We start from the raw sequence: 14,816 nt of genomic DNA on the forward strand, positions 1-14,816 counted from the left end.
ATGAGAAAGTTTTTTCTCTTGCGTTTGGGTTGCAAGTATGGCTTTTCTTTGGCTCTGCCATTCGTCTTTGCGATGATGAGCCATGCTGCAACCATCTCTTCACAACTGTCGGTGGAGATGACAACCGACAAGGCTTGTTATACTCCAGGACAGGTTGTGGTGTTCAGTGCAAGTGGCAGTCTGCCAAGCAATGCCTATGTGCGCTACCGCCATGGTGCTATGGTGTTGGAGTCGCATAAGTTGTCGGATGTCATGAGCAACAACCGATGGACATGGACTCCACCTACCACCGACTACCAAGGTTATCTCGTGGAATTGTTTGCCGAGTCGAATGGGACGGAGGTCGTGTTGGGAACAATAGCTGTTGATGTGTCAAGCAACTGGAAGCATTTCCCACGTTATGGTTTTGTGGCGGATTTCAACAACTATGATGGTAGCTTCCACATCAATAAGAAAAGAAGAAGATTATAAGTTTAAGGTAAAAGAAGCAGGATATTATGACATCACCATAGACTTGGATCAGATGCGTATTTATGTGAAGAAAGGTAAGAAGGTTGTTTTCAAGTAATGCCGACAATAAGTGGAAGATTGACGAGGCTGGTAAGTATGATGTGAAGTTGAATACTGCCGATATGACAATCTCTATCGTGAAGAATGTACCATCAAACATTTCTTCTGTTGAGGCAGAGGCAAATGCTCCTGTGGAGTACTTCACTCTTGATGGTAAGCGTGTCAACAACATTTCTGCCAAGGGACTTTATATCAAGCGCCAAGGTGGTAAGGCTGTGAAAGTAGTAGTTGTAGAATAATTTTAACCCTAATTATTTAAGTTTTTTTCTCTTTTTATCCCTCACATCCCTCACGTTTTCTCTTTCTAAATATTTAATCGTTTGATAATGAGGTGTTTGCCTCGTCTGTATAGCGTGATGGATAGCCGAAATGTTTACAAAATCCATCACGCTATCCATCACTTATTGCCTTTATCCCTCACGTTTTTCTGCTTATCTTCTTGCTGAAATCGTTTTTTTATGCACGTGATTCGGGACAAGGGTGAAAGTTTTCGGGACAAAGCTTGCATTTGGCTTTAAAATTTTGTATCTTTGCAGCAACCAAGTTACATGGGACCGACGATCTTGCCATAGATGCCCCGTGTTCCTTTGCGGAGAGTTGACAACACAGATTCCACAATGGCACTAACCACTGCGAAACCTAATGTTTAATTTAAAATTTATTTTTTATGGAATTAAATCTTAATGATCCTGCGTTTATCAAAAGTCTGGTAGATTATCATTGGATGTACTGCTTCAATGCCGATTGTCCTCGGGCAGCAGAATGCATCCGATTCATCTCGGCAAAGTTCAAACCCGATGATGTTACTGCCGGAAATGCTGTTTATCCCGATGCTAACCTCCATGCATCTTGTTCCCATTTCATGCGTGTGCACCAGTTCAAGGCGGCATGGGGATTTTCCCATCTCTACGACCAGGTAAAACATGTCGAAATGCAGACCATCAAGTACCGCATCATGGATGTTCTGGGCAACCGTACTACCTATTATCGTGTACATCGGGGGGAGAAACATCTTACGCCGGAAATGCAGGAGCAGGTGAAGAAGGTCTTTGCTGAATATGGTTATGGGGAACCTGCCTATGATCATTATGCAGAAGAAATCGGATTCGTTTACGAATAAAGCAGAATCCCCTGCCGATGTATCGAAAGCGGGAATGCGACGTGTCGGTTTGTTTCACAGGGCGAAACAGAGTGTTTCTCCGCTTGAAAGTGCATATAAAAAGTGTTTGAGAGAAGAATGAGGAAAGTTTACTGGTTATCAGTTACTTTCCTCATTTTGGTTAAAAGTGGCGAGGACAGACGAAGACGGGAATACGACAAGATGAGACAGAGGAACGTTACCTATCCGTAACCTATACCCCAAATGGGGAATGTTAAGGTTCGGAAGAATGAGGAAGGTTACGAATTGAATTTGAACGCTCTGATTTATAGTGAGTTACTAATGAGCAACGTAAGTTTTTTGGTTACGAACCAAATTTGCCGTGTTCTGCCGTGAAATGCGTAGCAAGAAAAGACTCTTCAGGTATTAATTTTGAACGCAAAAAAGAATGACGTTATGAAGAGTACATTTTCAATTATCTTCTACCTCAAAAGACAGGTAGTAAAGAAAGATGGTACTGTTCCAGTTATGGGACGTATCACAGTGGACGGAACACAGGCGCAGTTCAGTTGCAAGACAACTGCCAATCCAGATTTGTGGGACACCAAGGGCGGACGCATGATAGGTAAGAGTATGCAGGCTTTGGAGGTGAACCGTAAATTGGACAAGATGCGTGTGAGTATCAGCAAGCATTATCAGGAGATTATGGACAGGGACAACTTCGTCACTGCCGACAAGGTGAAGAACGCCTTTCTTGGCTTGGAGTATCGTTGCCATACACTGATGAAAGTCTATTCTCAAAGCCGTGATGAAATGGAAAAGCAATATAAGGCTGGCATGAAATCTTTGAGTACATACACGAAGTATAGAATCGGGTGTGCCTATGTGGGCGAGTTCTTGCAGACGCATTACCATGTGAAGGATATTGCTCTGAAAGAGTTATCGCTGCCTTTTATCACAGACTACGAGACTTTTCTCAGAACCGACAAGCACTTGAAGATAAACTCTGCGATGGTGTTTGTCCGCAATCTCCGTGCAATGGTATTCCGTGCCATAGATAATGAATGGCTCGTAAAAGACCCTTTCAGACGATATGAGTACAAGGAAGAAGAGACGACAAGAGAGTTTCTGAGCAAAGAAGAGATTCACCTGTTGATGGAAACACCTATCACAAGAAAGAAGATGAGTATGGTGCGTGACTTGTTCCTGTTCTGTTGTTTTACAGGTCTCGCTTTCATTGATCTGTACAACTTGAAGGAAGAGAACATCAAGGAATTTTTCGATGAAGGTGAATGGATCGTTATCCATCGACAGAAGACTGGAACGGAAGCCAACATCAAGTTGCTTGATTATCCCAAGCAGATTATGGAAAAATACCGTGGATTGTGTGAAGACGGCAGGGTGTTTCCAGTACCCAACTACCAAAGTTGTATGGATTCGCTCAAAAGACTGGGCAAGAAATGTGGTATCACCAAGCCGCTGTCCTGGCACATGAGCCGTCATTCGTTCGCAACCTCGGTTTGCCTCTCCAACGGAGTTCCAATAGAAACCGTGAGTTCAATGCTTGGTCACAAGGACATAAAGACAACCCAGGTGTATGCCAAGATTACCAAGGAGAAATTGAGCAAAGACGTGGAAAAGTTGTCTCAGCAGATTAATAACATTGAGGAATTCACGTTTGGAAATGTTTGCAACGATAATACTAACACTATAAATGGCAGAGTATGAAACGACAAGTGATAACAATACAAGAAGAAATGGTCATCTACGCCCCACATCATGGTGAGGTGTGGATGACAGTTTGGGAGATTGCCGAACTGTTGAATGTAACAGGGACAGCAGTGAAGAATACCATCAAGCGCATTTGGAAACAAAGTGTGCTGAAAGATTTCCAGCTTTCTCAATACATCAAACTTGAAAATGGATATTCTGCGCATGTCTATGATATGGAAGTGATTATCGCCATAGCACTTCAAATGGATACATACCAAGCCTTGTTGTTCAGACAATGGTTTATCAGTAAGGTTGTAAACCGCAAGGATTGCCATGCAGAGCAAGTAAAACACGAGTATCCGATGATTATTGTGATGAACGGAACGATGCCAAGAGGTGCAAGTTAGAATCTCTCATCTTTTAATAAGATTCCTACACCTTTATAAATAATAGCGTACAGAGGAAACGATTTTTGTCGTTGTACCCTGTACGCTATTTTTGTTTCACTATTATGAAGCAGTACCCTCCTCTTATGAAACAGTGCCGTCGATTATCGGCTTGCGGTAATTACCAGTGAGAAGTGCTTGTATCTCGGATTCCGGATAGAGGGTTTTGCCACATAATATAATGTAGGGCAAAATGCCTTGCTTGCGATATTCCTGCAAGGTGCGGCGACTAAGCTTCAAATGCTCGGAGAGTTCCTTGTCGGTGAGGTATCGCTCCCCGTTCAAAGGTGGGCTGTAGGACTCGATGAATGAAGATAGCCAGTTGTTGGCTTTCTTCAAGGATTGCATGGCGGTGTCTATCGACTTGCTCTCATGCGTAAGAAGTTGGTTCATGTTCATTGTTTACAATTTGGATTAAGTGGTGAATATAAAATGTGTTGGCTCGCCCAGGGTGAAGTTTTCGGCTTTGCCTTGGGCGAGTTTGGCTTTACGCTATACCGATTTGATTCTGGCGATAAGCGGAACGATGGCTTTGACCTCTTCGGGACAGTAATAGAATTGGCGACCTATCTGGGTATGCCCCAAGAAACGGCGGTCACGAAGTTTTTGTAAGGTGCGCTGGCTGATGCGAAGTTGCTGGCAGACCTCATGACCTGTAAGCCATTTGTTCAGACGCTTGCCGTTAGCCTTATGCTTCAGCAACTCAACTTTCTTTACCAAGGCATCGTATCTTGCCATCATCAAGTCGAATGCCTTCTTTTCCATTGTTACTACTTCCATATTCTCTGTTTTATTGGTTCAACAAATTCGGGTGCAAAGTTAATGTGTGTATGTTGAAAAACAATGAAAATGAATAACTGTGGCAGTACTTTTCTGGGGTTTGCCGACCGCTTGGCAAGAAAAATCAAGAAAATTATACGTGGGTCATTAATGAGTTGTTAAACGGGTATTTCGCAAATGATTAATTTTGCCACCGAGAAATCAAAACAGCAAAGTTTGTAACATTTAAAACGGAATCAAAATGGAAGTAATAACAATGGAAAGTCCAGCCTTTAAGATGCTGACAGAACAGATTGCCGACGTGGCAAAGTTGGTAGCTCTCATATATTCCAATGCGAGAGAAAATACCAAAAGAAGAAGCATGGAACTTGTGCTGACAAGCAGTGATGCAGCAAGAATACTTGGGATAAGCAAGCGAACCCTGCAGCGCTTGCGCTCTACCAACAGCATCGAGTACTTCATGGTGCGCGGACAATGCAGATATAGCATCAACGCTGTACAGAAATTGATTGAGGAACGAACCATTGCCAAGGAGACATGAGTATGGAAGATGGAACATTGAGACGATTGGAATTATATCTGCATGACCTGCACAAGAAGATTGACGGCATCTATGACATGCTGATGTTGAGACATGAGCGAAGCGGAGAGGACAAGGGATGCTCTGGCATCAACGAGAAATTGCTCGACAACCAGGATCTCTGTCTTTTGTTTCAAATTTCTCCCCGTTCCCTGCAACGCTACCGCAGTCTGGGAGTGCTTCCCTACAAGCGGCTGGGACAGAAGACCTACTACACGGAGGAAGACGTGAAGCAATTTATCAAGAACAACGTGAAGGATTTCAATCAGGAGAATGTAGAGCATTATATGACTCGCATTCACCAAAAATTCAAATAACAAAAGTATTCACCATTAAACATTTACAATTATGGGACAAAAGAAAAAGAGTGATGAACAGGACGTGCTGGTAGTCCGTGACGAAAAGACGGGCGAGATCAGCGTCGTCGCCGGACTCAGCAGAGACGGCACACCGAAGCGAGCACCCGCCAAGGCGGAGAACACGTCCGACTTCCTGCGTTTTGACCGCAACAGTGACTTGATGGACAGTTTCTTTAGAAACTTCTTCCGCCAGTGCAAGGAGCCAAGCCGATTCGGATTCTATCGCATAGCGGCAGACCAGGTGGAAAACCTGCTTGGCGTGATGAAGGAGTTGCTGAAAGATCCGGAGGCTAACAAGGAGATTCTTTCTGCCCACAAGGTTGACACCTCCAATTATGAGAAAGAGGCAAAGCAATCGGAAGGTCAGGCGAAAGAAACCGCATCATCGGACGATGCGTCCAAGACGCAAGCTAACACCGAAAAAGAGAATGTATCATCTGAACAAACCAACGAAAAAGAGAACGACATGGAACAGAAACCAGAACAGACCGCAACCGAACAGCAGGCACAGACCGCTCCGGGTGTAAAGCAGAACCTCATTAGTGGTAACGATGTGAACCTGCAGGAACTTGGTGCCAAATATGGCATAGACTTCAACAGTATGAATGAGAAGGATATGAAAGCCCTGCTCAACTACGGCAAGACGGGGCTTGTGATTGTGAAGCCGACCTTCGGCGGTGAACAGATAGAGATACAGGCCCGTCTGTCATTCCGTAAGGACGATAACGACCAGTTGCAACTCGTGCCGCATTTCGTGCGCAACGAGCCAAAACTCGATGTCGCTTACAAAGGCTATACCTTCACTCCAGAGGACAAGAAGAACCTGTTGCAGAACGGTAACCTCGGAAAGGTAGTGGATTTCCCCGACAAGAACACAGGTGAACTGCGTCCTCATTTCATCAGTATCGACCGTCTCACCAATGAGATTGTGGACATCCCTACCAACAAGGTGCGCATACCCGATACCATCGGCAAGACACCTATTACCAAGGACGACAAGAGAGTGCTCTACTCAGGTATTCCGCTTCGTAAGGAGATTGAGCTTGCCAACGGGCGCAAGTTTACACCGCTGCTGCAGGTGAATGTGGAACAGCGTGGCGTGGAGTTCGTGCCTGGCAGCACAAGACAGGCGCAAGGTCAGAAACAGAATGGAGACAAGAAGCAAACCGCTGACAAGCAGGAGCAGAAGGCAGAAGGTGATGTGGGTGGTCAGAAGAAGCAGCAAGATCCCAACCACTGGCTCAATGAGGATGGAACCATCCGCCGACTCAACACCTATTTCAAGAAGGAACTGACCGAGCAGCAGAAGGACGACTATGTGGCAGGCAAGACCATCGAGATCAAGGAAGTGCCGAACAAGAACGGCAGCGGTACCTATACCGCCTACGTGAAGTTCGATTTCGACAAGATGCAGCCACGTTCCTACCGCAACAATCCAGACATCAAACAGGCAAAGGAACAGATTCCTACCAACGAGAACAAGGTACAAGTCGCCGTCAACGAGCAGGGCAAGACCCATGAGGCAACCAAGCACACCAAGGAGCCGCTGAGTCCGGGACAGTCTGCGCCAAAGAACGAAAAGCAGCAGAAGGAACAGAGCGCCGAGGAACAGAAGCCAAAGAGAAAGGCAAGAAGCGTGAAGATGTAGTTGCCGCCACTTGATCCACAGAGTTAATCATCCATCATAACAACCGACATCTGCGACCGTCTATCCCACGGTTGCGGATGTCACAAAAACAACAGACAATGAAGACAATCATCGCAGAGAAACCAAGTGTAGCCAAGGAAATCGCCCACATTGTAGGAGCTGACAAGCGTGAGGAAGGCTATATGCAGGGCAATGGCTATTATGTGACATGGGCATTCGGACATTTAGTGCAGCCAGCCATGCCGGAAACCTACGGCATGAAGGGATTCCATGCGGAGAATCTGCCTGTGATTCCCGACCCGTTCGTTCTTGTTCCCCGACAAGTCAAGACAGAGAACGGCTACAAACCAGATGCAGGTGTGCTTGCCCAGATAAAAATTATCGGCAAGCTGTTTGACAGCAGTGAGCGCATTATTGTAGCAACCGATGCCGGACGTGAGGGAGAGTTGATTTTCCGATACCTCTATGCGTATCTTGGTTGCAGGAAACCTTTCGACCGTCTCTGGATCAGTTCGCTTACGGACACCGCCATCCGTGAGGGACTTCTGAACCTCAAGGATGGCAAGGAGTATGACAATCTCTATCATGCAGCGAAGGCACGAAGTGAGGCAGACTGGCTCGTCGGCATCAACGGCACGCAGGCCCTGACGATAGCCGCAGGACGTGGCACCTATTCCGTAGGTCGTGTGCAGACTCCGACCCTTGGCATGGTGTGCGAACGCTATTGGGAACACAAGCGTTTCGAGTCGAAACCGTTCTGGCAGGTACACTTCGGTGTGGTTGATGCAGACAGTGGCAATATACTGAAGTTCACATCTGCCAACCGATGGACAGACAAAGCTACCGCAACCGATATATATAATAAGGTGAAAGAAACAGGTTCTGTCATCATCACAAAGATCGCAACCAAGCGAAAGGTGGAGAAGGCACCGCTCCTTTACGACCTCACCACCTTGCAGAAAGAAGCCAACTCCCAGCATGGCTTCACGGCAGAGCATACACTCTCCATCGCCCAGAAACTCTACGAGGCAAAGTTCATCACCTATCCAAGAACATCAAGCCGCTATATCTCGGATGATGTATTTGCCACCCTTCCCAAACTCTTCAAGAATCTGGAGAATCATTCGGAATATGGAGAAAAAGTGAAACTCTTGCCTGGCAGTGAGGACTACAGCAAGAACAGCGTGAATGCCGCCAAGGTGACCGATCACCATGCCCTGCTCATCACAGAAAATGCAGCCATTGGTCTTTTCAAGGACGAGAAGATCGTTTATGACATGATATTGTGCCGGATGATTGAAGCGTTCTCAGCAGACTGCATCAAGGACATCACATCAGTATCGGCGCAAGTGGATCATGACGTCGAATTTGGCATCAGTGGCTCCATCATCCGACAGACTGGCTGGCGAGCGTTGTCGCTCAAGGAAAAGAACAAAAGGCAGGACAAGGATGCAGGCGCAACAGACAATGAGTTCAAGGAGCAAGTCATTCCCAACTGGCAAGAAGGACAGCATATCACTCTTTCTGGCTGCACCATTACGGAGGGCAAGACCAAACCGAAGCCTTTGCATACGGAATCCACATTGCTTGCAGCAATGGAGACCGCAGGCAAAGAGATAGAAGATGATACGATGCGCCAGGCAATGAAGGACAGCGGTATTGGCACACCTGCCACACGTGCCGCCATCATCGAAACCCTGCTCAAACGAGAGTATATGGTGCGCCAGCAGAAGAAACTTGTGCCGACGGAAAAAGGACTCGCCCTGCATTCCGTGGTGAAGAACATGGCGATTGCCAATGTGGAGATGACGGGCAAATGGGAGGCGGAACTTGCCAAGATTGAACGAGGTGAAGCAAGTGCAGACGGGTTCACCCATAGTATCGAAGGTTATACCCGTGAAATCACTGCGGAATTGTTAGGTTGTGACAGACTTTTCAGCCACAAGGATTCCGGCTGCCAGTGTCCTAAATGCAAGCAAGGTACCATGCAGTTCTTCGGAAAGGTAGTAAGATGCAGCAACAAGGAGTGCGGTATGCCAGTGTTCAAGCAGGTAGCAGGAAAGTTGCTCACTGATGCCGACATCACCGACTTGCTCACCAAGGGCAAGACCAGAACGCTCAATGGTTTCACCAGCAAGCAAGGCAAATCGTTCTCCGCAGCCATTGCCTTTGACGAGAATTTCAACACGAAATTCGTCTTTGCAGAGCACAAAACAGCAGAAAAGCGAGGAAATGTGAAGAGATACAAGAAATAGTTTGTACCTTTGCCACCGAAACATGGTTCATAAATGGTGTCTTGATTCAGGATGCTTTTATTTACTGTGGATTAAGTGGCGGCACTCGGAGGGATACCGAGTGCCTTTTTCTTGCTTTCAACAAACATCAACCGCCATCCACGGTTTATTATTCACCACTTAATCCATTCAACAGACAAATGAACAGAAAGAAACAGGCACAGACAGAACTGTCCTATTACGGACTGTACCTCTTGAACCACCTCAGAGAAAACCGTTTTCCACAAGCCAGCGATGCGGACTTTATCCGCGAACGTGCAGACCATGCCGCAGAAGTATATGAGCAGGCACGGCGTGATGCCCTCTTTGCCGATGCGGCACAAGAGCTTGCCATGTCAGCATTACTGAAAGGTCTCCATATTTCCAAGTACAGCATCCTGTATGATGTTGTTGACAGTGAGTTTCCCCTGGAGGTAGCAGTAGAAGACCAGGAAGCGTTTGTCAAGAACCTCCTGCCTTTGGTTGACAACGTGTATTCCATTTACGACCTCACCGATGACAATTTTGCCCAGTCACCGGACTATGACCAGCTCTATACAGAGTTGACGGGAGCCGTTGCCCTTTTCATAGAGTCAAATGGCATACAATAGAAAACAACGTCTGAACGACAACATCAAGGCGATAGAGACGGCATTCATCCTTGACAGGGAACAGCGCACGCCGACTGCCCGTGAGCGTCTCCTTCTGGAGCGTTACTGCGGATTCGGGGGATTGAAGTGCATCCTGAACCCTGCCAGGGAACTGGCGGATGCCGTCCATTGGGCAAAGTCAGACCTTGAATTGTTTGCTCTAACAGTGGAGCTGCATAGACTTATCCGTGAAAACAGCAAGAATGAAAGCGAGTACAAACAGTTGATGGACAGTCTGAAACAGTCTGTCCTCACGGCATTCTACACGCCGTCAGCCATTACAGAGGCTTTGGTGGATGTGTTGAAAGAGCATCAGATCATCCCCGAAAAGGTGCTTGAACCCTCGGCAGGCATCGGAGCTTTTGTCGATTCCGTCTTGGATAACAATCCCAAGGCAGACATTATGGCATTTGAAAAAGACCTGCTTACGGGAAAGATACTCCGCCATCTGCACCCGGAGCAGAAAGTGCGCATAGAGGGATTCGAGAAGATAGAAAAGCCTTTCAATGACTACTTCGACCTCGCCATCTCAAATATTCCCTTTGGCGATGTTGCCGTGTTTGATCCGTCCTATACAGCCATGAAAGGCATGAGGGCTCTTGTCACCAGACGCATACACAACTACTTCTTTGTCAAGGCTCTTGATACGGTAAGGGACGGCGGGTTGGTTGCCTTCATCACCTCACAAGGCGTATTGAATGCCAAAAACAACAGTGCCGCGCGTTTTATGATGCTCTATCATGCAGATCTCGTGTCAGCGATTCGTCTTCCCAACAACCTGTTCACGGAAAATGCCAATACGGAAGTGGGCAGTGACCTCATCATCCTCCAGAAAAACAGCCAAAAGGAGTCGCTGCGAGGAGACGACAACCTGCTTGATACCGTCTATAATGACGAGAACCGCATTCCGACAAGCAACTACTTTCTGGAGCATCCGGAACGCATTATCCATACAACGGCAAAGTTGGACACCGACCCGTTCGGCAAACCTGCAATGATATACACGCATGAGGATGGTGTGGAAGGCATTGCAGAGGATTTGCGAAGGATGCTCCATGAAGACTTTAAGAAGAACCTCAATTTGAACCGATACTTGGGGATAGAGGAAACAAAGGCTGAGGAAGTTAAGGAGGTTGAAGGAACAGAAAAGATAGAAAAAACAGAGAAGATGAAGCCGTCCATTGAGGAAAAGCAGAACGATACGGTAGTATCCTTGCAAAAGCAGGAAAAGCCTACTGATGATGCTGAGCTATCCCAAAAGTCTAATCATCAGCAGCCACCAGTCCAAATGACTCTGTTTGACCTTTGGGGAATGGAAGAAGAAAAACGTCTGACTGTCCATGCTACAAAGAAGAAAGCAGAGGTAACAGTGGGAGCTGTCGCCAAGAAAGTGTCAAGGAAGAAAGCAAGTCCGTTGGTAAAAAGCGTCAATCCGACTTTTGAAGTTGTGACAAAGCCTGTGGAAAAAGAAGAAAAGCCTTCGTTGACAGATGCAAAAGATCAGGAAACAGCACAGGAGACAAAACCAATCCTGCCTGGGGATGAGCCATACGCAAGCATCTCTTGGGAAGAGAATCCGCCAATCAACGGCTTTTACGAGATGATGATGACCATGGCTCCCGAAGACAGGGTGCTGCTGCGCCAAAAGGCGGAACTGCACCGTCAGGAACAGCTCAAGGCTTTGGGCGTTGAAGATACGCTTGATCCGAAGTTCAAGCCGCCGATGGAACCGATAGAAGTTCTCAAAGTTCAAATCGGGCATGGGCAGTCGAAAGGGAATGAGGCAAAAGAAGATTCCAAGACTCAGAGCACATTGGAAGAAACAAATCATGAGCGAGAACAACAAAAAGAGCAAGAAAGAAAGCGGGAAGAGCAGGCAAAGAAGAAAGAGGATGCTATGAAGCCCCGTCCATTTGATGAGAAACTGGAAAGTTTTCATCGTGAGGGTTCTATGGTGCTCGACTCTGCCAAAAACATCGGTGTATTGAAAGACCTTACCAAGTATGGTGCTACCTTCATGCCGTTGGATCTGAATATGGAGCAGAAAGAAAAGGCAGTCTTGTATATCGCCCTCCGTGATGCCTATCAGAAACTTTACACCTATGAAGCGGAAGAACAGACGGAAAACAAGCAGATGCGTGAGAGTCTGAATGTCTATTATGATGCTTTCTTCATTCGCTTCGGCAACCTCAATGCCAAGCAGAACGTGAAGTTCATCCTTATGGATGCCTCAGGGCGCGACATGCTGTCGTTGGAACGGGTAGAAAACGGACAGTTCACAAAATCTGACATCTTCGACCACCCGGTCTCTTTTTCGCTTGACGAGGTCAGTCATGTGGATTCTCCAGAGGAAGCGCTCACCGCCTCGCTCAACAAGTTCGGCCGTATCGACTTGCCGTATATGACAGAATTATCGGATATGCCGGAACAGGAACTGACGGAAGCGCTTAAAGGGCGCATCTATTACAATCCGCTCATAGACGGCTACGAGATAGCCGACCGCTTCATTGCTGGCAATGTCATAGAGAAAGCGGAGCGTATAGAAGAATGGCTGAAGGAAAATCCCGACCATGCAATCGTGAGGGAGTCGTTGGAAGCCTTGAAGGCAAGCATTCCCGAACCGATAGCCTTTGAGGACCTGGACTTCAACTTCGGTGAGCGTTGGATACCTACAGGTGTGTATTCCGCTTACATGAGCCACCTCTTCAATACACAGGTCAGCATCGTCTATTCTGACAGCATGGACGAATATTCGGCAAAATGCAGTATGAAGACCATGGCCATCACGGATGAGTATATGGTGAAGGGATATTACCGCAACTATGACGGCATGAGTCTTCTGAAACATGCCCTGCACAACACTTGTCCCGACATGATGAAGAGCATCGGTGAGGATGAACACGGCAACGACATCAAGGTGCGTGACAGCGAGGGCATACAGCTTGCCAATGCCAAGATTGACGAAATCCGCAACGGGTTCTCTGAATGGCTGGAGGAGCAGTCTGACTCCTTTAAGGAACGCTTGACCACAATGTACAACCGGAAGTTCAACTGCTTCGTGCGTCCGAAGTATGACGGTTCTCACCAGACCTTCCCCGGCTTGGATCTGAAAGCCCTTGGCGGAAAGTATGGTGTCAAGAGTGTGTACCCAAGTCAGAAGGACTGTGTATGGATGCTTTTGCAGAACGGCGGCGGGATATGTGACCACGCCGTAGGTACAGGCAAGACCCTCATCATGTGCATGGCTGCGCATGAGATGAAACGTCTCGGTATAGCTCACAAGCCGATGATTATCGGGCTGAAAGCCAATGTCGCGGAGATTGCCGTCACCTATCAGACGGCTTATCCCCATGCGAGGATACTCTATGCCTCGGAGAAGGATTTTTCCACCAAGAACCGTGTCAGCTTCTTCAACAACATCAAGAACAACGACTATGACTGTGTAATCATGTCGCATGACCAGTTCGGGAAGATACCGCAATCGCCAGAACTCCAGCGGCAGATATTGCAGGCGGAGCTTGATACCGTGGAGGAAAACTTGGAAGTGATACGCACGCAGGGCAAAGACGTGTCACGGGGAATGCTCAAAGGACTGGAAAAGCGAAAGCAGAATCTGGAGGCAAAGTTGCAGAAGATAGCCTACAGCATCGAGCAGCGCACCGATGATGTGGTGGATTTCCGCATGATGGGCATCGACCACTTGTTTGTGGACGAGAGCCACCAGTTCAAGAACCTCATGTTCAACACCAGACACGACCGTGTGGCAGGACTTGGCAACAGCGAGGGAAGCCAGAAGGCACTCAACATGCTCTTTGCTATCCGTACCATACAGGAGCGGACAGGCAGAGATCTGGGAGCGACATTCCTGTCGGGAACAACCATCAGTAACTCACTGACTGAGTTGTATCTGCTTTTCAAGTACCTGCGCCCCAAGGAACTGGAGCGTCAGGACATCCGCTGTTTCGATGCGTGGGCGGCAATCTTCGCCAAGAAAACTACCGACTTCGAGTTTAACGTCACCAACAACATCGTACAGAAGGAACGTTTCAGATACTTCATCAAGGTACCGGAGCTTGCTGCTTTCTACAACGAGATAACCGACTATCGCACGGCGGAGGCGGTTGGTGTGGACAGACCACAGAAGAACGAGATTCTTCATAACATACCACCGACACCCGAGCAGGAGGACTTCATCCAAAAGCTGATGGAGTTTGCCAAGACGGGTGATGCCACCATCCTCGGCAGACTGCCATTGTCGGAAACAGAGGAAAAGGCAAAGATGCTCATAGCCACGGACTATGCCCGAAAGATGGCTCTCGACATGCGCATGATAGACCCGACTTGTGAGGATCATCCCGACAACAAGGCAAGCCATTGTGCCAAGATGATAGCGGACTATTACAAACGCTATGACAATTACAAGGGCACACAGTTCGTATTCTCAGATCTTGGCACATACAGACCTGGGGAATTCAACGTGTATTCTGAAATCAAGCGTAAGCTGATAGAGGATTATGGAATACCTTCATCTGAAATCCGCTTCATTCAGGAGTGCAAGAACGAGAGGGCAAGAAAGGCGGTGATAGCAGCCATGAACGAGGGTTCGGTACGAGTATTGTTCGGCTCCACATCTATGTTAGGTACAGGCGTAAATGCACAAAAAAGGTGTGTTGCTATTCATCATTTGGACACACCGTG

At 47.3% G+C, this 14,816-nt stretch carries 13 protein-coding genes; 11 read left to right on the forward strand and 2 right to left on the reverse strand.

Features of this window, described 5'->3' with window-relative positions:
• The 5 genes from RCO84_RS14725 (at position 1) to RCO84_RS14745 (ending at position 3,789) form a co-directional block, all read left to right on the forward strand.
• Positions 1-471, forward strand: a complete 471-nt coding sequence (locus RCO84_RS14725) for a glycoside hydrolase family 66 protein (RefSeq protein ID WP_317585486.1) — start codon at positions 1-3, stop codon at positions 469-471.
• Between the two features lie 83 nt (positions 472-554).
• Positions 555-809 (forward strand): hypothetical protein, encoded by a 255-nt coding sequence (locus RCO84_RS14730; protein ID WP_317585487.1) that lies wholly within the window; start codon positions 555-557, stop codon positions 807-809.
• A 428-nt stretch (positions 810-1,237) separates the two neighbouring features.
• On the forward strand, positions 1,238-1,690 hold the full coding sequence (locus RCO84_RS14735) for a DUF6078 family protein (protein WP_287820056.1): 453 nt from the start codon (positions 1,238-1,240) through the stop codon (positions 1,688-1,690).
• Between the two features lie 435 nt (positions 1,691-2,125).
• Positions 2,126-3,397 carry a site-specific integrase gene (locus RCO84_RS14740; protein WP_004312236.1) on the forward strand — a complete coding sequence of 424 codons (1,272 nt, stop codon included), beginning with the start codon at positions 2,126-2,128 and terminating at the stop codon, positions 3,395-3,397.
• Positions 3,394-3,789, forward strand: a complete 396-nt coding sequence (locus tag RCO84_RS14745; RefSeq protein ID WP_233339746.1) for a hypothetical protein — start codon at positions 3,394-3,396, stop codon at positions 3,787-3,789. Before RCO84_RS14740 ends, RCO84_RS14745 begins: the two co-directional genes overlap by 4 nt.
• Before the next feature lie 123 nt (positions 3,790-3,912).
• Here the strand turns inward: RCO84_RS14745 and RCO84_RS14750 are convergent, their stop codons facing one another.
• Together RCO84_RS14750 and RCO84_RS14755 are read right to left on the reverse strand one after the other, a co-directional pair.
• On the reverse strand, positions 3,913-4,227 hold the full coding sequence (locus RCO84_RS14750; protein ID WP_217758001.1) for a helix-turn-helix domain-containing protein: 315 nt from the start codon (positions 4,225-4,227) through the stop codon (positions 3,913-3,915).
• 93 nt (positions 4,228-4,320) lie between these two features.
• Positions 4,321-4,608 carry a helix-turn-helix domain-containing protein gene (locus RCO84_RS14755; RefSeq protein ID WP_071122342.1) on the reverse strand — a complete coding sequence of 96 codons (288 nt, stop codon included), beginning with the start codon at positions 4,606-4,608 and terminating at the stop codon, positions 4,321-4,323.
• A gap of 241 nt (positions 4,609-4,849) precedes the next feature.
• Here RCO84_RS14755 and RCO84_RS14760 point away from each other — a divergent pair, with 241 nt between their 5' ends.
• The 6 genes from RCO84_RS14760 to RCO84_RS14785 form a co-directional block, all read left to right on the forward strand.
• The gene (locus tag RCO84_RS14760) at positions 4,850-5,149 is read left to right on the forward strand and encodes a helix-turn-helix domain-containing protein (RefSeq protein WP_262302261.1); all 300 of its coding nucleotides are present in this window, start codon (positions 4,850-4,852) and stop codon (positions 5,147-5,149) included.
• A gap of 2 nt (positions 5,150-5,151) precedes the next feature.
• Positions 5,152-5,505, forward strand: a complete 354-nt coding sequence (locus tag RCO84_RS14765) for a helix-turn-helix domain-containing protein (RefSeq protein WP_373690145.1) — start codon at positions 5,152-5,154, stop codon at positions 5,503-5,505.
• 31 nt (positions 5,506-5,536) lie between these two features.
• Complete coding sequence (locus tag RCO84_RS14770) at positions 5,537-7,195, forward strand: DUF4099 domain-containing protein (RefSeq protein ID WP_262302262.1); 1,659 nt, start codon at positions 5,537-5,539, stop codon at positions 7,193-7,195.
• Positions 7,196-7,293: 98 nt separating this feature from the next.
• Entirely contained in the window at positions 7,294-9,450 is a 2,157-nt protein-coding gene (locus RCO84_RS14775) for a type IA DNA topoisomerase (protein WP_233905991.1), read from the forward strand.
• A gap of 179 nt (positions 9,451-9,629) precedes the next feature.
• Positions 9,630-10,079 carry a DUF1896 domain-containing protein gene (locus RCO84_RS14780; protein WP_233905992.1) on the forward strand — a complete coding sequence of 150 codons (450 nt, stop codon included), beginning with the start codon at positions 9,630-9,632 and terminating at the stop codon, positions 10,077-10,079.
• A partial coding sequence (locus tag RCO84_RS14785; RefSeq protein ID WP_317585488.1) for an N-6 DNA methylase occupies positions 10,066-14,816 on the forward strand: 4,751 nt, incomplete at its 3' end. The genes RCO84_RS14780 and RCO84_RS14785, both read left to right, overlap by 14 nt.

This window comes from Segatella copri, from assembly GCF_949820605.1.
Classification (GTDB): domain Bacteria; phylum Bacteroidota; class Bacteroidia; order Bacteroidales; family Bacteroidaceae; genus Prevotella.

What these genes read in the sequence shown, in the direction of transcription:
- RCO84_RS14735 (WP_287820056.1), top strand. Translation starts at nt 1,238, where the DNA reads ATGGAATTAAATCTTAATGATCCTGCGTTTATCAAAAGTCTGGTAGAT.
- RCO84_RS14755 (WP_071122342.1), bottom strand. Translation starts at nt 4,608, where the DNA reads ATGGAAGTAGTAACAATGGAAAAGAAGGCATTCGACTTGATGATGGCA.
- RCO84_RS14745 (WP_233339746.1), top strand. Translation starts at nt 3,394, where the DNA reads ATGAAACGACAAGTGATAACAATACAAGAAGAAATGGTCATCTACGCC.
- RCO84_RS14725 (WP_317585486.1), top strand. Translation starts at nt 1, where the DNA reads ATGAGAAAGTTTTTTCTCTTGCGTTTGGGTTGCAAGTATGGCTTTTCT.
- RCO84_RS14750 (WP_217758001.1), bottom strand. Translation starts at nt 4,227, where the DNA reads ATGAACATGAACCAACTTCTTACGCATGAGAGCAAGTCGATAGACACC.
- RCO84_RS14770 (WP_262302262.1), top strand. Translation starts at nt 5,537, where the DNA reads ATGGGACAAAAGAAAAAGAGTGATGAACAGGACGTGCTGGTAGTCCGT.
- RCO84_RS14760 (WP_262302261.1), top strand. Translation starts at nt 4,850, where the DNA reads ATGGAAGTAATAACAATGGAAAGTCCAGCCTTTAAGATGCTGACAGAA.
- RCO84_RS14765 (WP_373690145.1), top strand. Translation starts at nt 5,152, where the DNA reads ATGGAAGATGGAACATTGAGACGATTGGAATTATATCTGCATGACCTG.
- RCO84_RS14780 (WP_233905992.1), top strand. Translation starts at nt 9,630, where the DNA reads ATGAACAGAAAGAAACAGGCACAGACAGAACTGTCCTATTACGGACTG.
- RCO84_RS14740 (WP_004312236.1), top strand. Translation starts at nt 2,126, where the DNA reads ATGAAGAGTACATTTTCAATTATCTTCTACCTCAAAAGACAGGTAGTA.
- RCO84_RS14775 (WP_233905991.1), top strand. Translation starts at nt 7,294, where the DNA reads ATGAAGACAATCATCGCAGAGAAACCAAGTGTAGCCAAGGAAATCGCC.